Below are 16,892 nucleotides of genomic sequence, written 5' to 3' on the forward strand. Positions count from 1 at the left end.
TGATTAGAACTTTATCGTCAGGCCCAGTATCGGCCCTTTCTCAACGACGTCGAACTCGAATCCGTCATTGCTGTAGTCAACACCCAGAGCGCGGTAGCCAAGCGTTGCTGAAACAGTTTCATTGAATCTGTAGCCAAGTGCGGCGGCAACGTCCCAGTCGACATCCGCGCCACCTGCACCTACAAGGCCCCAGCCTGTCAGAAATAAATTCGGAGTGAAGGAGTATACCCCTCTCACGCCGGCCATCGCGTCAACCCAGGTTGCACTGTCACTGACCTCCCGCCCGTCAAGCAGACCGCCATTGAACGAAATTTCAGTTTTTGCAGACCAGACCCTCAGGCCACCAACGACGTCAAGGTAGCTAAGCTCATCCCCGAGAATGGTATATCCTGCTCCAAAGAGGCCGGCGAAAGTCCTGCTGTCGACGGTTGCCTCCGTCGCAAGAACTCCGCGTGGTGTTGCGCTGGTCCCGGACAGATCAGAATAGATGATGTCTCCGAATATACTGTATGGTCCCCGTCGCGCCTCACCGGCAATCATCGCGGCGAAGTCGAGATTGTCCCACACATCGCCAAACGACGCATCGAGATGGACAGAGGGAAGCCCGAAACTTCCGACATCCCCTGAAAGACCCGCGCCCCAAAAATAGGGAGATACGGATATTCTCCAACCATCGTCGACAGGCTTCAGTTCCGGCACGATAGCCGGTCCGAGATCCGCTGCAGTTGAATGGTATCCCGTAGCAAGTAGCGTTGCACCCGTGATGACAAGTGCGCATATCCTGGTTGTATTGATCATCTCTGCAGTTTCCAATCTTCTCGCTGAGCGCTGGCGAATAACGGATCTCTACGGGCCATCCTTGCTATTGCTTTTGTCTGAATCCGTTATCGGGACTGAGGTTATAATGATAACGGCCCAAAGCAAGTAGTTTTCAAAATGTTACAGTAAGCAACGTGTTCGTACATGTGCGAACCTAGCGTAAAATGTAACTATTGAACAATGTGCTTGGGGAGAAAGCGTATCCGGGAGGCTGTGATCGTGTCGAACCTGAATGTGATCGTTCAACGGTTTCCGGACCATGAGGCGATAATTCGAGCACTGTACTGGAAATCATTGGATTTTCGTTTGCTCTGCGACGATTACGTGTCAGCAAAAAATGCGTTTGATTGCTGGCGAGCCGACGAAAGAAAAGCTGAGGAGTTTCGAAGCCTTTGTCGCGATATTGAGGAGGAAGTGCGGGAATTAATGCTGAAGGCAATTGCTCCAAGTCCCTAGTACGACGAGATGAACTTTGGCCATAGATATGCCGTAGCAGTCGAATTTCGTGCTGGTGAAGTAACCGTCGCTTCAGGCAGTTTATAGTTTCATTCGCTTCTGGTAGCATCGAGACTCCATCGGTAAGGATACACTCTGCAACTTAAAGTATTGTATACGATCAACTATAAGTAACGTAGAAATACAATGCAGAGTTGATTGCGATCTTATTAAGATTCTATGATAAATATCAAATTATATTTATAATATGATGAGGGTAAATCTGTAATAATTTAACGATTCATAAAATTGGGTATGTCGCATGAGGGAGGGACTCGAGATGAGTGAAGGAGGTTCGAACACTGAAGGTGGGACGTTCACTTGTATACCGATTTCCCAGATTGACGATCTTAGCGAAGCTGTCCGACATGCCAATCTGACGGCAACGCAATGTTCAACCAAGCTGAATGCTGGAAGTCTGGCTTATGCGGAAGTAGATGGTGTTATCTGCTCAACGGGCAAAATTGGTGGAAAGGTCGCCCTCCAGGGGCCGTTGTCGTGCGATGTGTTAAGCATTGGTGTTGGACTTATTTTGCCTCCGGGCAATCGCCAATGGTTACTAGAAGTAGAAACCGGCGAGATGGGTATATTCCATGCCGGAGACGAACATGATGCATTGTATAGTGAGGGATCGATCTATGCAGTTGCATCGCTTCCACTGGACCTGCTCGAGCGTTTCGCTGCCGACGAAGACATTGTTCTTGATAGAGCGACGCTTGGCGGAACTGGTATCCATGCCCGCAAGATGGATCCCCATACACTTGCTCATCTGACATATATGTTCAGTTTGATCCATTCCGGGACCTCGAATGGGGGTAACGCCACACGAGAGCTCCTGAGTGCAATTATCCAGCACCTGGGACGCCCCCCTGTCGATCTTCTTCGTCGCGCCAGTCGCAACCGCCACAATGCAGTTTTCCTCCGTGCAAGAGCATATATATATGATAATCTCTCCCATCCCATGTCGCTTGATGAGATTGCCAGTGCGGCTAATGCCTCCCGCAGAACGTTGTGTCGTGCCTTTGCCGAAATTATCGACATAACGCCTCAGGCCTATGTGCGAAGGATTAGATTACATCGCATCCGCCAGAATCTTGCCAGTGAAGCGGAGCGCAATTGCACTATAACGGTCGTGGCCAATAATTGGGGTATAAGCGAGCTTGGACGATTTGCAAAATGGTATCATGACCTGTTTGGTGAGTTACCCAGCGAAACGCTCAAACGAAGCCGGGTTGCTGCCTGAAGGTGCACTGATTCATCACGCGGCACCGACGGGATGGCGTTATTCGGTGCCGACGTCTTTCCAGAATGCGGTATCCAGCCAAACCATGGCATGGTGGATGACGACACGTATCGTCAGACTGCTCCAACGTCGCTCCGAAATCCTGTGGAGGTATGGCATGGCCGTGGAGAGGTTCGAATGAACTAGGTGTGATTCATTTTCACCGTTGAGCGGCAGATACGCCCTCATCGATCCGGGGTATTCGGTCACACCCAATGAAACGGAACATCGAAAGCTGCTGCGTTCCGATACTGGTCTGAATATCGAAATTCGGAAATACCGCCCGCAAGAAAAGTCGCTGCTCATTCCTGGGGCCTCATGAATTTACTGTAACAGATCATGCTTGTTACCGTTGCACGCTCGACATTTCCGTCACACTCGAGGAACCTGTTCCTCTTGGTACAGGAGGAGATGCATGCGTTGTCCGATCGGGAAAGCTCTGCTCGCAGCAACATTGTTCATTGGCTTTGGGGTTGCTCCTTCATCAGCAAGTGACCTTGTGATTGCCATGCCAAACTGGCCGTCTGGTCAGGTATCTGCAAATATTATGAAGGTTGTCATCAAGGATGAGTTCGGATTGGACGCCCAGGTCGAGGAAATGGGTACGCTAACGGCGTTCAATGGTCTCCAAAAGGGAACGGTGGATGTTCACCCCGAAATCTGGAGACCTAACCTCGATAATCTGGTCAAACAGTATGTCGATGAAGAAAAGAAAGTGGCATTGAGCCCCAAAAGTATGCCTGCATGGCAAGGAATATGCGCTACTCGCGCGGCAGTGGAAACGGTTGGTATTCGAGACATTAGTGATCTCAATGATGCAGCGAAAACCGCCAGGCTGGACACCAATGGTGATGGCAAGGGGGAAATGTGGGTGGGAGCTGCTTCCTGGTCGATGACGCCAATTGAAAAAATCCGCGCCAAAAGCTACGGCTATTCGAAGAATCTGGATTTACTTGAAGCCAGTGAAGACGTTGGAATGGCCGCAGTGGACGCCGCGGAAGCGACCGGCCAACCCATGGTTTTCGCCTGTTATGCGCCCCACTATGTGTTTAAGCTTCACGATATACAGCGACTGACCGAACCAGAACATGATGCTTCCCAATGGATGATTACTTTACCGATAGACGATCCAGCGTGGTTTACAAAATCGACCGCTAGAACTGCATGGTCAACAGGCCAGGTTCAGGTTGGTTATGCGGCTTCCCTGGTCAAACGGCATCCGGACGTTGTCAAGTTTTTGAACAATATTAACTTTACACCCGATGAAGCTTCACAGATGGCATACGCAGTCGAAGTAAAGAAACAAAAGCCCTACGACTTCGCGGTTAGCTGGGTTGCTTCGCACAAGGCTCGCATTAAGGGATGGGTTCAATGAACAAAACACGTCCACTTCGCTTACTACCCAAACAGCGAATTCTGTCAGCCCTTGTCCTAGCTGGTGTGGGGGTTGCAAGTTTCGCTGGATTGACGTGGGCAGCTGGTACGCAGGTTTATAATCCTGCTACCCGGCAATGGAGCGATTACAATCGGTCCAAAGCCTACCAGTATTACAAAAAGAATGGACAGGTCCCCGAGGCCTTTCGACGCCAGGTCGTCCCATTCAGGACCGCGGAAGAACCCGGTACGATCATTATCGATGGTAATCAGCATTTCCTCTATCTGGTTCAACCCGGTCAGCAGGCGGTTCGTTATGGAATAGGCGTTGGACGGGAGGGGTTTGGATGGGCTGGCATAGTTCGGGTCGGTCGAATGGCGGAGTGGCCGACCTGGACTCCGCCAGCGGAAATGGTGGCACGCGATCCGAATGCGGTAAAGTATGCCGGTGGGATGTCGGGCGGGCCGGATAACCCGTTGGGGGCACGCGCGCTTTATTTATACAGCGGCGATCAGGACACCATTTACCGGATACACGGGACACCCGAGCCGTGGACTATCGGCCTGGACGTTTCGTCCGGTTGTGTTCGCATGAATAACGATGATGTTACAGATCTCTATTCACGAGTAAAGGTAGGAGCAAAAGTGGTCGTTCTGATGCAAGGTGCGGCGCTTTACAAAGGGATCTAGGGAGGAAACTGATGCTATCAGAAAATTTCTGTATTTCGAGCAAGGTTAGGTTTTCTGTGTTTGCAGCGCCGTTGTCGTTTGTTCTTGCAGGATGCGTAAGTGATGGACCAACGCCTGATCAGATGTCGAGAACAGCTGTTGAGACAGCGCCGGCCGATCTACAGCTGGTGTGTGCGAACGAAGCAGCAAGGGCGCTGTCAACCAATCCAAGTAAAACGCTTCCCGTTAGTTCCCGGAGAATCGACGCGAACACTTACGAAGTGAGGTTAAATGCTGAGGGGAAGTATGCAAGCTGCAACGTGATGCATAACGGAAGTGTTATTTCAGTAAACGCTGAATAATGCCGAGGCAGATTGACGTGTCGTTGGGCGAGGTCATCCATATTGCTGCTTTTTGGCGGTCTCCAGCGGTGACGATTGGTGGAGACAATAGAAACTTGCTGCGTGGCACGATTTTGCATCTGCGCATTGGGGCGAGAATGCCACTGTTCACGTAAAGAATAATCAGAAAGAATCAACCGATCTCAGAAATTAAAAGTTGAATTAGTTAATTATATAATGATTAATTTCCGATACATTATGTTAGAGATACAGTTCTAAGAATGTTTTTTTGAATAAGTGAAGGTGTTGTTTCAATACAAAGATGAAAATAAACAATGAACTGCGTGTTAATATTTCTCCTGAGATACTGAATGCATGTGGTAATAGAACTTGAAAAGTGAAGTTATTTAACAGTTGCAGCGTTACTTTTGATCGGGCAATTATTTGCGCATGAAACTGGCTATTGGTTCGGGTGTTTCAGAAGACAGTCCGTTCAAAAGCATTTGGAGAATATAGGTGTGGTTGTGACGGGTATGTTGGGCTTACTCGCGTTTCTCCTCGCTCTCACCCTATTATATTCCACGACCCGGTTCAGTGAGCGCCGTGAAGGCGCGTTGCTCGAAGCAAATTCGATAGGAACCGTATGGTTGCGGGCCAAATTGATTTCGGACGGAGGGACCACTCCGGTTGCAAAATTGATTGAAGACTATCCGAGTATCAGACTGCAGTTTGCGAAGATGGGGCAAGACGAATTTATTCTGGACGACCTAAACGCTCGGACGTCAGCTTTGCAGATATATCGGGAAACACATGATAGAAATCGCAGGCAAAGAGCCGGCCCTGTTACAGTCTTATTATTAACGTCTGTAAATGAAATGTTTGATGCAACTACGGCTCAAAGAGTTGCGTTTGGCACGCCACTCCCCCAGGCAGGTTTTCTGGCTGCTGATCGGGGCAATGGTAACCAGCATGTTCTCTCTCGGTTATCAGTTCGGAGTTAAAGGAAGTCATGTCCGGGTCTGGATGTTTGCATTGACGATAGTGTGGACCGCAGTTGTTTTTTGTATTCTTGATCTTGCTACGCCGCGATTGGGTTTCTTTCGAACCGACACGTCGGTTTATCAATGGGCATTGGACGGCTTCGTAACAAATTCATCAACATAAACCTACATGTTTTTCATTTTTAGCAGAGGTTCGTGGAAGTCACATCAGTTTCAGGAATTCATAATACGGTATGGCCATTCGCCAGGCGTTATATAGGTTCGTGAAGGTATCGTTGGACCCGTGCAACCGCGTCCGAAGCGAAGACGAGAGCTTCGCGGCAACCGTAGAGCGTATTCCGAAAAATATGCAACGGTTATCGGTTGAATAAGCATCTCACAATATATGGTTAGTGAGTTGATCTGATTCAATTAAATAGAAATGCTTTATACGGGGGATCGGATGAACCTGGCACGAGTGGAATAGCCTGAATGCGGGCTGTTCGGCACCAATCACATCACTTCCGTCCCAAGGAGTTAAGCGGAAAATAAGTACTATGTTCAACCGAACTTTGAATAGAGCAATTCTTGAAATATAAAATTGAATAATGCGTACAATAATATTACAATATATGCTAATATGATAGGGGGGAATAAATGAGGATTGTGCCAAATATCTTGAAAGTGGCCAGACTGGTCAAGGGTGGAGAACAATCTGTTAGCTGGCAAGTTGGTGTGCGTTATTGGCTGCATCATTGGCGGAACAGCAGTCTGGGATAAACCTCTATGCCAATCGACACGAACAGTATGCCTGCATCTCGGGTGCATCCGCGCAAGGAGGCGGTTCTTGCCGAGTTACAAAGGATTCTGGATAGTACTGACTTTCGTTCTACGCCGAGACGCAGGCAGTTACTGAACTATCTTATAGGAGAGCTTCTGGCAGGGCGGGAAAACGGGCTTAAAGGATACACAATCGCAACAGTTGTATTTGGTCGCGATGAAAATTTCGATCCTCAGACCGATCCAATCGTGCGCCTGGAAGCCAGAAGATTAAGGCACGATCTAGATAGCTATTACGTTTCGGCCGGGCGCAACAATCCTTTGAGGATCACGATACCGAAAGGCCAGTATATCCCTGTAGTGGAGGAGGCGTTAGTACTCCCGGGTTTAGCCACACCTGATCGGGAAGACAAACGTCAGTCTACCACAAGGAAAAGGGTTGGCTGGCAGTTCATGCTTTCATTTCCCTGGAGCGGGGTAGGGCTGTCAGGAGCCGCGCTTGTAGCTGGTCTCTTGCTTTTGGGCAGTTTGTACTGGTTTCGAACAACAAATGGAGAAATTGTTCATGGTCCGGCGATCGCGGTACTCCCATTTGTGACCTATGGTGCACTGGCCAAGAAAGATTCTCTTGGCCCGCGGATGACGGATGCCCTGATCAGAAACCTGGACAAGTTTCCCGATATCAGGTTGTACTCTCTGCACGAGGAAGATGAAAATGGTGCAGATCCGGTTTCAAATGCTCGCGACATGGGGCTTGATTATCTTCTCGATGGTACAGTCATACTAACGGAAGATAATTCATCGCTACGCGTCACGGCTCGCCTGCTAAACGCGGGAACGCGGCAGATTGTATGGATTGGCGAGTATAATCGGGATTATTCGCCCGGTTCCTTGCTGAATATCGAGGATGATATTTCTGCATCGGCAGCATCAGCATTGAGCGAACCATATGGAATAATCCGAAATCGAAAGAATTCGAAACTGCTGAATTGGAGTTCCACCAGTTCCGCGAGTTACGACTGTGTTATGATGGCATATGAATACAGAAGATCATTGAGTCTGGATCATTTCAAACCTGCCATTGCATGCCTGGAAAAGGCTGTTGAAAGAGACCCGGGGTATGCTGACGCCTGGGCAATGCTGGGATGGTTGCAGATGGATGCAGGCCGTTTTGGCTGGGCTCCCGACAACGATAGATCGGTCGCTTACGAACGAGGTCTGAGTTCAGCCTTGCATGGTTTGTCCCTGGACGGCAAAAATATCAACGCATTGAAAGCACTGGGATCGATTTATCATTACATGGGGGATTTCGCGCTGAGCGAACAATATCAACGAGAGGCCCTCAAACTCAATCCGAACGATCCGGACACTTTGGCTCAACTGGGATGGCGGCTGGCTGTTCGTGGCAAATTCAATGAAGGTGTCACGATGCTTCAGAAAGCGATTGAAAAATCAGTAAATCCGCCGGGTTGGTATTACCATCTCGTTGTGATCGATTGTTATTTGAAGAACCGATATGATGAAATGCTTAAGCTTGCCTTGGCATCAAGTGTGGATGGCTCGGCAATAAGCTGGTCGTTCGTGGCTATCGCTGAGGGTAAATTGGGTCGCAAGGAGGAGGCAATAAAAGCGTTGGCCCGGATGGCGCAGATTTCACCTGAACTGGCTAGAGATCCGTTTGGGGTATACAAAAAACATCAGGCTACAGATACTATCGCCTCTGCTCTGGTGGATGGATTGCGAAATGCTGGCTGGCAAGGTACACCCGTCGCTGGTAACAGTGTGCGTTAAGTACCCGTGCACTGACCTAATCCCGATGTGGCGTTTGATTTACATCATCGATGCCGATCCCAGCTATGCAGCAGGGACGCTGAACAGCAGAAGGCGCGATAAGACGTGGCCCGAGTTTCGAATAGTTGGAGCTGGTCGTCGGCGAGCGGTTCTTGCCGAGATTGGCGACACTCACTGGCGCCTGATTGCTGGTGAGGGGGAATGTATTGTGCCGCGTTATCGCGACAAGTTCCGCAAATTTCCGGTTTGGTCTATAAGAGGCATCCGGGTTTGCTGACGGAAAACATCTTCCGTCAGCTGAATTAAATTTGCGCGTTATACTTGAGCGCGGCTCTGTACAGGTTCGATTTCCTGACCTTCTTGCAGGAGGGCGCGTCTTACAGCAGGACGGTTGAGGGTCCTTACAGTGGCGCGTGTCCATGCAGGATAGGCGTCGTGCATGTCGAAGCCGATACGCTTGCCCCAAATCCAGAAAACGAGAAGAAATGCGTCGGCCACGCTGTATCCATTTGGCACCGCCCAGCTGCGTCCATCGGACATGATGCTCTCAATATATGCATACTGTTCGATAAGATTGGTTCGACCTTTGGCTTGCACGGACGCGAACAGCGCCTTATCAGATACGAAGCGTTGCGGTCTCCACAACTGACCGTACGACATACTGTGAACAGTTCCCGACAACCAGTTCAGCCACTCGATGCATCGGGCTCTGACATGAAACTCGGCTGGAAGCAGATTGGCATTCGAGTGAGTTTCCGCGAGATAGATCAGGATGGCTGGCGCTTCTGTCAACAGATTTTCAGCACCGCCGGAGCGACCGGGAACACCGAGAAGTGCCGGCACGCGCCCCTTCGGATTAACAGCAAGAAAGTCCGGTGCGGAAGTGCCTTCGCTGTCTCTTGTCGATCGCAACTCCAGTTCATAGGCGACGCCGACTTCTTCGAGCGCGATATGCACTGCAAGTGAACAGGCTCCCGGTGAATAGTATAGACGATACATATTTGAGTTTCTCCGTTAAAGTTCATCGAGAATCCAGTGGAGCCAAAGCAGGGGTATCTGTTTAACCGGCAATTTCAAGCCTGAAATGATTGACTGTTCAGCTTCTCAGTCGGCTTCCTCGTCGGTGGCCTTCAAATGTGCTAATTCGGCACGTAAACGCATATTCTCCTCCCGCAACGGTCCAATTTCACGTTCGACTTCAGCCGCGATTTGGCTCGCAACCGCAGTTTCTATCTCAGCACGCGTAAAACGCGGCGTGATAAACTTTGGGCAATTCCAATCAAAGCCGATCACATCGATTACAAAGGCCACGTCAGCGGGCGGCGCGTCGTGGTGGGAGAGTGCCCGAACGATCTCAGGAGCATCGGCAGACATAATCCTTTGGGCATGCCCGATAAGCTTAAGGCGCTGCCGGGCAGAATAATTCATCGCAATCAGGGCGACGCGTCCACTTTCAATAACGTTTCCAAGGGAGACGTACTGACGATTGCCCGGGTAGTCACAAAACCCAATCCGGTTTTCGCCCAAAGACTGAATGAACCCGACCGGGCCACCACGATGTTGAACATAGGGCCAGCCATTTGCCGTCACGCTTGCCAGGTAAACGCTGTCACGTGCCTGGAGGAAACCGAGTTCTCGCTCAGTCAGCACATCACGGCTGTCGTCGGAGGCGGCTTCACGGTGCGCATAGGTGTTGCGCGAGCCAGCCTGTTCCTGGAGAGTGCGCGCCGCCGCGCCGAAGATCTGGTGAAAATATGAACTCGACATACCTGGAGAATATTTGCTTCAATGCTCGACGATAATCCGCTAAATTGGCACATCAGAATTCCACTTTCCGGAATAATCGTATGGACCGATTTGCAGAATTGAGTACGTTCGTCGCAGTAGCAGAACGCGGCGGCTTTGCTGCGGCGTCTCGCCATCTGGGCATATCCGCTCCTGCTGTAACCCGGTTAATCGCTGCACTTGAGCAACGCCTCGGCATTACTGTTCTTCGACGTTCAACCCGAAGTGTTGTTCTCACTGAGGAGGGCGCTGCCCTGCTTGAACGTGCCCGGGAGATACTCGCGCAGTTGCAAGAGGCCGAGCGAGCCGCAACGGGCGGTCTATCGGCACCACGCGGCGAATTACATATTACTGCGCCGGTCATGTTCGGCCGTCTCCACGTACTTCCGGTGGTGGAAGAAATTCTCGCTGCGCATAAAGGTTTGTCGGTGCGTTTGATGCTTCTCGACCGCAATGTCCGTCTCATTGAAGAGGGAATTGATGTTGCTGTACGTGTCGGCGAACCGCGCGACAGTAACCTGCGCTCGGTTGCGGTCGGTATGGTGAGTCAAATCCTGGTGGCAAGCCCCCGCTATTGTGCGGAACATGGTCGACCCACAACGCCCAGGGAGCTTGCGGACCATGACGCCATTGTTGGTGACAATATCCGGACGGGGACGAATTGGCGGTTCGGCCCAAAATCCCAAGTCACCGTCGTAAAGCCGCGCCTGACCGTAACTTCCATCGATGCGCAGATTGAGGCTGCGGTCGCAAACCTCGGCATAGCGAACGTGCTCAGTTATCAGGTGGCTGAGAGGCTTGCGACGGGCGAGCTCTGCAGTGTACTGGATGAGTACGCACCTCCACCTTTGCCCATTCATCTGCTGTTTGATTCCAGACGTGCACGGCTACCGTCTGTTCGCCTGTTCATCGACTGCATGCGGGCGCGTGGAAGAAGTGGTGCATGGTCTTAACATGTGCGTACTTGCAAGTAGGACGCTCGGTCAAAATTGCTTCAAATGTGTCGCGAGCCCTTTTCTGACGCATCACGCCCACCAATGATTGGAGATCACAGATTAGGAGGTTTTGCACGACGTAAAGCGCACGATAATACCTGTTAATGGAGTTCCGGTTCATGCTCGAGAATTTCGCGGCTCGCGCTCAATTTGGTTTGGTTATCAGCCAAATGCACAAGAATAGCTATTGAAGACCAGGGATGAAACGAGGTTCTCCTTATGACCCCATGCCCAGTCGTTACCTCGTTCAAGCTGCTGAGTGATTGATCGGTTTTTGCATGTTCCAGACCAAGCATTGCGGTCAATACTTGCCGTGTCCCTGAACCGTGTCTGTCGATTGGTCTCAGCTTCAGCTGTATCGTCTTACATCAGCCGAGCGTTGGAACTTCTTAAAAAGGACAATGTTCCGCTTCAGACCTATTTCTAGTTCATAATCAACCTTCTGCTGATGATGGATTTGTCCAGTTCAAACTTCAGCCATTCCCTGAATCTGGCCACGCACGGTTTGCGAGCTGCCGCGCGGCTTGTCACGAACCAGTATGCTTCATTTGTGAGAATGCGCTGTTCGAATGGCAGCATTAGACGTTTATCTGCCAAGGCATCGCACGCTAGAGTCTCCCATGCCATGAATACTCCCTGGCCGGTAATCGCAGCTTTCAGACAAAGCGATCCTAGAGTGTAGATCGGCCCGTTCGGCAAATCAGACAGATCCATATCACAGGCAGATAACCACGGATGCCAGCCACGAAGCCAGTTCTGGTCCCGGATGATTGGTACTGACCGAATGTCCGTAGGGGTACACAAACGTTCTGCGATCTTTGGCGTACAGACGGGGAACAGAATTTCATCCAGGAGCTTCTCTGCTGCGTTTCCCGCAAGGTCGGCAGTACAGAGCCGGATGCCAACGTCCCAGGATTCTGTATCGAGATCTATGATAGATCGATTTGGGTCGACCCTGATCGATATATCAGGATTCAGCTCGAGAAAATGCGTGGCCCTCCGTACGAACCAGTGGGAGGCAAAATCCGGTGCCATGGTGATTGACAGTGATGCTTCATCAGGATCGCGCAAATCCGTTACGACTTCACTTAAAGCCAGTACTGCTTCCGTCAGGCGCGGCAGTACAGTGCGGCATTTTTCCGTCGGCTCGAGACCATAGGAAGAGCGGACAAAAAGGGATTGCCCGAGTGCGATTTCCGCTTTCGCCAGTCGCTGGCTTAGTGCTCCAGGCGTAACACCAAGCTCACACGCGGCTGCGGCCAGAGTGCCGGTACGCCCGATTGCTTCGATCGTTCGCAGCGCGGCAAGGGGCAGCGAATTAAGGTTTCGCATTTAGCTCTCCTAAAGTCTGTTCCTCAATTAATCGATTTGCAGTTCGGTTTCCTTCCGCGAGGATAGTCATACAGATGATGTGAAAAGTGTTTCGGCTTTTCTACACGTCGATCCGGGAAATCTGTACTCCCGGAACGGAAAGCCGAAGTCGCTGCAATATGCTAACAACATTTTTAACGAAGGAGCAATATTACGATTCCATGTCTGATACAGCAAACAATAAATAAATCTCAACCTTGATATTGCCGGGTTTGTTGACAGCTATGAAAGGTGGCCATGCCGGAAATTATCCCGTCGCTAGTTCTGAACCTATTGTGTGATTTCGCATAAATGGGAACACAACAAACGGTTCAGACAAATTGAGCCGCCGTGTATCAGTTCTTGGCCACCGGATTACAGAAAAGTGAGATGTGTTCAAATTTCACGTTTAGATAATCTAAAGTCTGCTTCTCAATTATTCGATTTGCAGATCCGTCGTCTTCAGAAAGTATGCGCTTGTCAACGAAGTGAAGCCGTTGGGGGCGGTATTTGTTTCTCCTATGGGGAAGCAGTTTAATCCGGGTTGGCAATGCAGGGATCACTTCAAAACATAACCAGCGTTTTCAGAAATGGAAAACTGCCTTTGTTCTGTTTCAAATTCGCAATCCGGTGTCGGATTCAAAGCGGCAGCAACACCTGAAGGAAATCTATCCGAGGAGTTTGGATTCTGGTGGCGCGCAGTATGGAGCACATTGGCCGCCAAGGCGAATGACATGGAAACAGCAATCTTGAAAGGGAATTCCACATGGCAATAGAACCCGGTTCATTTGCGTCCTCGATGCACCAGGCTGTTCTGCGAAACGGCGAGCCCCAGCCGCGTGCCGGAAAACCAGATGAGTTTCAACAGGCGGCGTCCTCCGCTCGTTCTGCGGGCTCTGGTGAACGAATGCACGGACAGTCTCCGGACCTTATCCAGGGGCAACACAGAACAACCCCGGATGAGCGCCGCTCCCCACCGCCGTCTGTCCCTGCTTACGCCTATTCTGCCTTTGATCGTGACGGGGCCGTGAAGGCTGACGTAACCAGAGAGGAAGTGAATGCAGGTCAAATAGTCGGCGAGATGCAAGACGGCAAATCGCTATTCGAACTGGCTGGTGAAACCGGTTTGACCGTCTGGGAGCTAAAGGCGGAACTTGAGGACGCGGGGTATCAGGTTGCAGTATCGTTCGATAACGGAGCACTTGAGTTTACCATCCACGATTCCGCCGGTAATCACGTTATGACAGTCCAGCAGACACTGGTACCCAACATATTCGGCCTGGCCAGTGGATCGTGGGTTGTTGATGTCGTTACCTATGTCAACAGTGACGGCAATCTGGTTACACAAACAAGCTACAGTAACGGCGATGTTGATCTTTTAGAAAAGAATACAGATTTCATTGAGAGCATGGTCACTCTCCCGTTTGTGAACCTTGAAGCGACAGAGGCTGTCATAAAGGGAGTAGCGGAGGGCAAGTCTCTGACGGAAATTGCCGATGAACTGGATATGACCGTGGAGGAGCTTAGAGCGGAGATCGATCAGGAGAAAATAATCGTGATTGAATCGAAGGAAGCTGATGGCGGGATGATTTACACAATCAGTGCGCAGGATGGAACATTCATTGCCGAATACACCACGAACCATTTACTGGCGCCTCCCGGCAGTTAAAGAGTAGCGCAAAACCGGCGCATTTTATGAGGGACACTGACCAGCGACTATGCAGCATTGGCTCGGCTGTTGACCCTGATGCCGGACACAGAACGCTTCCTTTCGTCAAAACAGTTCGGTCAGACAGGGAATGAAGCAAAGCCCATCTGAGCCTTGGGCCAGTGCCCGGAATGCTTAGGTCTCTCGGGAGCGGCTGCCCAGGTTAAGCGCTTGAATGTGCGGGCGGGGCCCTGCCCTGACATAAGGCATGTTCCTTATTGCCAGCAGTTTTATGCGCATAACTATATGCAAACAACCGCAAACAGTCTGTAACCTTTCGGAAGAGGATGGCCGCAGGCTGGTTGTTCCTGTGCGCAACCTCGTGTCTTGGCGCTGGGCCGATTGCACTATCCGTTGAGACGGTCAGTCAATTCCCCGGAAAAAACTCCTGACGGGATTTCCTTAATTACGCATTCCGTGATCGCTGCCCGGGCAGGAACCGCTGGTTTTCCTGGCAGGTTCCTCCCGGCGTCGCGAATATCGGGATGGTTAACTACACAACTTCAGGGTGTTTTGGACCGAGGCGGAGGGCTGCGGCCCGGCGATGCCCTTCAAGTTTTTCCGTTGCGCTTTGACGAACGGCTGCGGGTGCAACAGCGGCAACACCACGTTCGTCGAGCCATTGATGTGTGGCAATTTTTACATATGAGCCGACCCAAAGTCCGCCGGTGTAGCGCCCTGCCGCCATGGTTGGCAGTGTGTGGTTCGTGCCGCAGCATTTGTCCGAGTAAACAACACTGGCCAGTTCGCCGATGAAAATCGAACCATAGTTGCGCAGCTTTCTAGCTGTTGCCATCGGGTCGCGTGTGTGGACCTGAAGATGCTCGGTTGCGATGTAGTCGGCGTAGGCGATCATGGTTTCTTCGTCATCAACGACGGTTACTTCGCCGTAATCCTTCCATGCAACTCCTGCAACAGCAGCGGTGGAGAGGGTCTGGAGCTGCCTTTCGACTTCCTTGATTGTCTCTTCCGCCAGATTCCGGTCTGTCGTAACCAGGCCCACGCGTGTACGGACATCATGCTCGGCCTGAGCGAGCATGTCGGTTGCCAGAGTTACAGGATTGCCCGTTTCGTCGGCGACTATGAAAATTTCACTTGGCCCCGCGAGCTGATCGATGCCTACCTGACCAAAAACCTGACGTTTTGCCTCGTTTACATACGCATTACCGGGCCCAACGATTTTGTCGACTGCGGGAATTGTCTCTGTGCCATATGCCATGGCAGCGATTGCCTGCGCACCACCGACACGAAAGATGCGGTCTGCGCCTGCCAGATGACAACCGGCAATCATGGCTGGATGCGCATTCGGGGGAAGACAGGCGATGACCTGATCACAACCGGCGACCTTGGCCGGGACGATTGTCATGATTGGAGCTGAAAGAAGCGGATACCGACCGCCAGGGACGTAGCAACCCACGATTTCTATCGGAATAACCCGATGGCCAAGATGAAGCCCTGGCAGACTTTCGATTTCCAGCGGGAGGATCGTGCCAAGCTGTGCTTCGGCAAAACGGCGGACATTTGCGATGGCAAATTCGGTGTCCTCACGCGTCTGCGGATCGAGTTCTGCAATGGCTTTGAGCTTTTCTTTCTCGGTGACCTCAAAATGGCTGACGTCTGCCTTATCGAACGCAAGAGAATATTCGCGAACAGCAGTGTCGCCACGTTCTCGGACATTCGCTATGATGTCCTTCACCGTTTTTTCGACCGGCGCCGTATCAGAGACGGCGTCTCGGGTCGGTTCCTTGACCCGGATAAATTTACCTTTCAGCGCATCGAGACGCGACGTCATCAAAACCTCCTGTGTGGGATGATCAACCTCAACATCTTCCAAGCTTGGCTATCCGACAATTGCCCACAAACCATCTGTTCATTATAATCACCAGTACAGATCATGCCATGTCCCGTCAGGTATCGCCTCGAAATTTGGAATGGCATTGTCGATGAACCACACGAACATGGGAAACGATACATGCCTAAAATCGGAAGCAAACTTCGTGAACTTCGTCGTCGCCGGAATCTGGGGGTTCGAGAACTCGCCGCTCGTTCGGGAATATCTCACTCCACAATATCGCTGATCGAGCGTGACCGAATGAGCCCGTCGATCGACACTCTTGGTGCGGTGCTCGATGCATTGGGAACAACATTGACCGGCTTCTTCTCCGATTTACAATCCAGCCTTCCCTATTCCCCTTTTTATTCGTCGGTAGATCTAGCCGAGATCGGAAAGGTGGATACGATTTCCTATCGGGTAATCGGTCTCGATCATCCCAATCGCGAACTTCTCATGTTGCATGAACGTTATGCTCCTGGCGCAGATTCTGGCGAGGAATTCACCCACGCGGCACAAGAGGCCGGCATGGTGCTTTCCGGTCTGGTTGAAGTTACGGTCGGAAGTCAGAAGAGAGTGCTGAAACCCGGTGATGGATACTATTTCGACAGCCGTCTTCCCCATCGTTTTAGGAATGTCTTTGATGGTCAGAGCGAGATTATAAGCGCGGTCACCCCGCCAACTTATTGATC

The 16,892-nt window shown here is 51.0% G+C and carries 12 protein-coding genes; 7 read left to right on the forward strand and 5 right to left on the reverse strand.

Annotation, left to right across the window (positions count from 1 at the left end):
* Positions 1-3: 3 nt before the first annotated feature.
* Positions 4-798, reverse strand: coding sequence for a hypothetical protein (locus AAE521_RS06560; RefSeq protein WP_071631675.1), 795 nt, complete (start codon positions 796-798; stop codon positions 4-6).
* 796 nt (positions 799-1,594) lie between these two features.
* Between AAE521_RS06560 and AAE521_RS06565 the strand changes: the two genes are divergently transcribed.
* The 4 genes from AAE521_RS06565 to AAE521_RS06580 all read left to right on the forward strand — a co-directional run bounded on the left by AAE521_RS06565 (position 1,595) and on the right by AAE521_RS06580 (position 8,531).
* Positions 1,595-2,557, forward strand: a complete 963-nt coding sequence (locus AAE521_RS06565; protein ID WP_342060785.1) for a helix-turn-helix domain-containing protein — start codon at positions 1,595-1,597, stop codon at positions 2,555-2,557.
* Between the two features lie 454 nt (positions 2,558-3,011).
* Entirely contained in the window at positions 3,012-3,971 is a 960-nt protein-coding gene (locus AAE521_RS06570) for an ABC transporter substrate-binding protein (protein ID WP_342060786.1), read from the forward strand.
* Entirely contained in the window at positions 3,968-4,660 is a 693-nt protein-coding gene (locus AAE521_RS06575) for a L,D-transpeptidase (RefSeq protein ID WP_143132746.1), read from the forward strand. The genes AAE521_RS06570 and AAE521_RS06575 overlap by 4 nt, the downstream gene beginning before the upstream one ends.
* Positions 4,661-6,746: 2,086 nt before the next feature.
* Positions 6,747-8,531, forward strand: a complete 1,785-nt coding sequence (locus tag AAE521_RS06580) for a tetratricopeptide repeat protein (RefSeq protein WP_342060787.1) — start codon at positions 6,747-6,749, stop codon at positions 8,529-8,531.
* A 315-nt stretch (positions 8,532-8,846) separates the two neighbouring features.
* On the opposite strand, the gene AAE521_RS06585 is transcribed toward AAE521_RS06580, so the two are convergent.
* On the reverse strand, positions 8,847-9,530 hold the full coding sequence (locus AAE521_RS06585) for a glutathione S-transferase family protein (protein WP_342060788.1): 684 nt from the start codon (positions 9,528-9,530) through the stop codon (positions 8,847-8,849).
* Between the two features lie 105 nt (positions 9,531-9,635).
* Positions 9,636-10,298: a pyridoxamine 5'-phosphate oxidase family protein gene (locus tag AAE521_RS06590; protein WP_342060789.1), complete on the reverse strand. Its 663-nt coding sequence runs from the start codon at positions 10,296-10,298 to the stop codon at positions 9,636-9,638.
* A gap of 80 nt (positions 10,299-10,378) precedes the next feature.
* Here AAE521_RS06590 and AAE521_RS06595 point away from each other — a divergent pair, with 80 nt between their 5' ends.
* On the forward strand, positions 10,379-11,269 hold the full coding sequence (locus AAE521_RS06595; RefSeq protein WP_342060790.1) for a LysR substrate-binding domain-containing protein: 891 nt from the start codon (positions 10,379-10,381) through the stop codon (positions 11,267-11,269).
* 465 nt (positions 11,270-11,734) lie between these two features.
* Here the strand turns inward: AAE521_RS06595 and AAE521_RS06600 are convergent, their stop codons facing one another.
* On the reverse strand, positions 11,735-12,643 hold the full coding sequence (locus AAE521_RS06600; protein WP_342060791.1) for a LysR substrate-binding domain-containing protein: 909 nt from the start codon (positions 12,641-12,643) through the stop codon (positions 11,735-11,737).
* A 784-nt stretch (positions 12,644-13,427) separates the two neighbouring features.
* On the opposite strand from AAE521_RS06600, the gene AAE521_RS06605 reads away from it, so the two are divergent.
* The gene (locus AAE521_RS06605) at positions 13,428-14,330 is read left to right on the forward strand and encodes a hypothetical protein (RefSeq protein ID WP_342060792.1); all 903 of its coding nucleotides are present in this window, start codon (positions 13,428-13,430) and stop codon (positions 14,328-14,330) included.
* Between the two features lie 532 nt (positions 14,331-14,862).
* On the opposite strand, the gene hisD is transcribed toward AAE521_RS06605, so the two are convergent.
* Positions 14,863-16,161 (reverse strand): histidinol dehydrogenase, encoded by a 1,299-nt coding sequence (gene hisD / locus AAE521_RS06610; RefSeq protein WP_342060793.1) that lies wholly within the window; start codon positions 16,159-16,161, stop codon positions 14,863-14,865.
* 180 nt (positions 16,162-16,341) lie between these two features.
* On the opposite strand from hisD, the gene AAE521_RS06615 reads away from it, so the two are divergent.
* Positions 16,342-16,890: a cupin domain-containing protein gene (locus AAE521_RS06615; RefSeq protein WP_071631632.1), complete on the forward strand. Its 549-nt coding sequence runs from the start codon at positions 16,342-16,344 to the stop codon at positions 16,888-16,890.
* The last annotated feature ends 2 nt before the right edge of the window (positions 16,891-16,892 follow it).

The organism is Brucella cytisi, from assembly GCF_038433355.1.
Classification (GTDB): domain Bacteria; phylum Pseudomonadota; class Alphaproteobacteria; order Rhizobiales; family Rhizobiaceae; genus Brucella; species Brucella cytisi.

What these genes read in the sequence shown, in the direction of transcription:
- AAE521_RS06560 (WP_071631675.1), bottom strand. Translation starts at nt 798, where the DNA reads ATGATCAATACAACCAGGATATGCGCACTTGTCATCACGGGTGCAACG.
- AAE521_RS06565 (WP_342060785.1), top strand. Translation starts at nt 1,595, where the DNA reads ATGAGTGAAGGAGGTTCGAACACTGAAGGTGGGACGTTCACTTGTATA.
- AAE521_RS06570 (WP_342060786.1), top strand. Translation starts at nt 3,012, where the DNA reads ATGCGTTGTCCGATCGGGAAAGCTCTGCTCGCAGCAACATTGTTCATT.
- AAE521_RS06575 (WP_143132746.1), top strand. Translation starts at nt 3,968, where the DNA reads ATGAACAAAACACGTCCACTTCGCTTACTACCCAAACAGCGAATTCTG.
- AAE521_RS06580 (WP_342060787.1), top strand. Translation starts at nt 6,747, where the DNA reads ATGCCAATCGACACGAACAGTATGCCTGCATCTCGGGTGCATCCGCGC.
- AAE521_RS06585 (WP_342060788.1), bottom strand. Translation starts at nt 9,530, where the DNA reads ATGTATCGTCTATACTATTCACCGGGAGCCTGTTCACTTGCAGTGCAT.
- AAE521_RS06590 (WP_342060789.1), bottom strand. Translation starts at nt 10,298, where the DNA reads ATGTCGAGTTCATATTTTCACCAGATCTTCGGCGCGGCGGCGCGCACT.
- AAE521_RS06595 (WP_342060790.1), top strand. Translation starts at nt 10,379, where the DNA reads ATGGACCGATTTGCAGAATTGAGTACGTTCGTCGCAGTAGCAGAACGC.
- AAE521_RS06600 (WP_342060791.1), bottom strand. Translation starts at nt 12,643, where the DNA reads ATGCGAAACCTTAATTCGCTGCCCCTTGCCGCGCTGCGAACGATCGAA.
- AAE521_RS06605 (WP_342060792.1), top strand. Translation starts at nt 13,428, where the DNA reads ATGGCAATAGAACCCGGTTCATTTGCGTCCTCGATGCACCAGGCTGTT.
- hisD (WP_342060793.1), bottom strand. Translation starts at nt 16,161, where the DNA reads ATGACGTCGCGTCTCGATGCGCTGAAAGGTAAATTTATCCGGGTCAAG.
- AAE521_RS06615 (WP_071631632.1), top strand. Translation starts at nt 16,342, where the DNA reads ATGCCTAAAATCGGAAGCAAACTTCGTGAACTTCGTCGTCGCCGGAAT.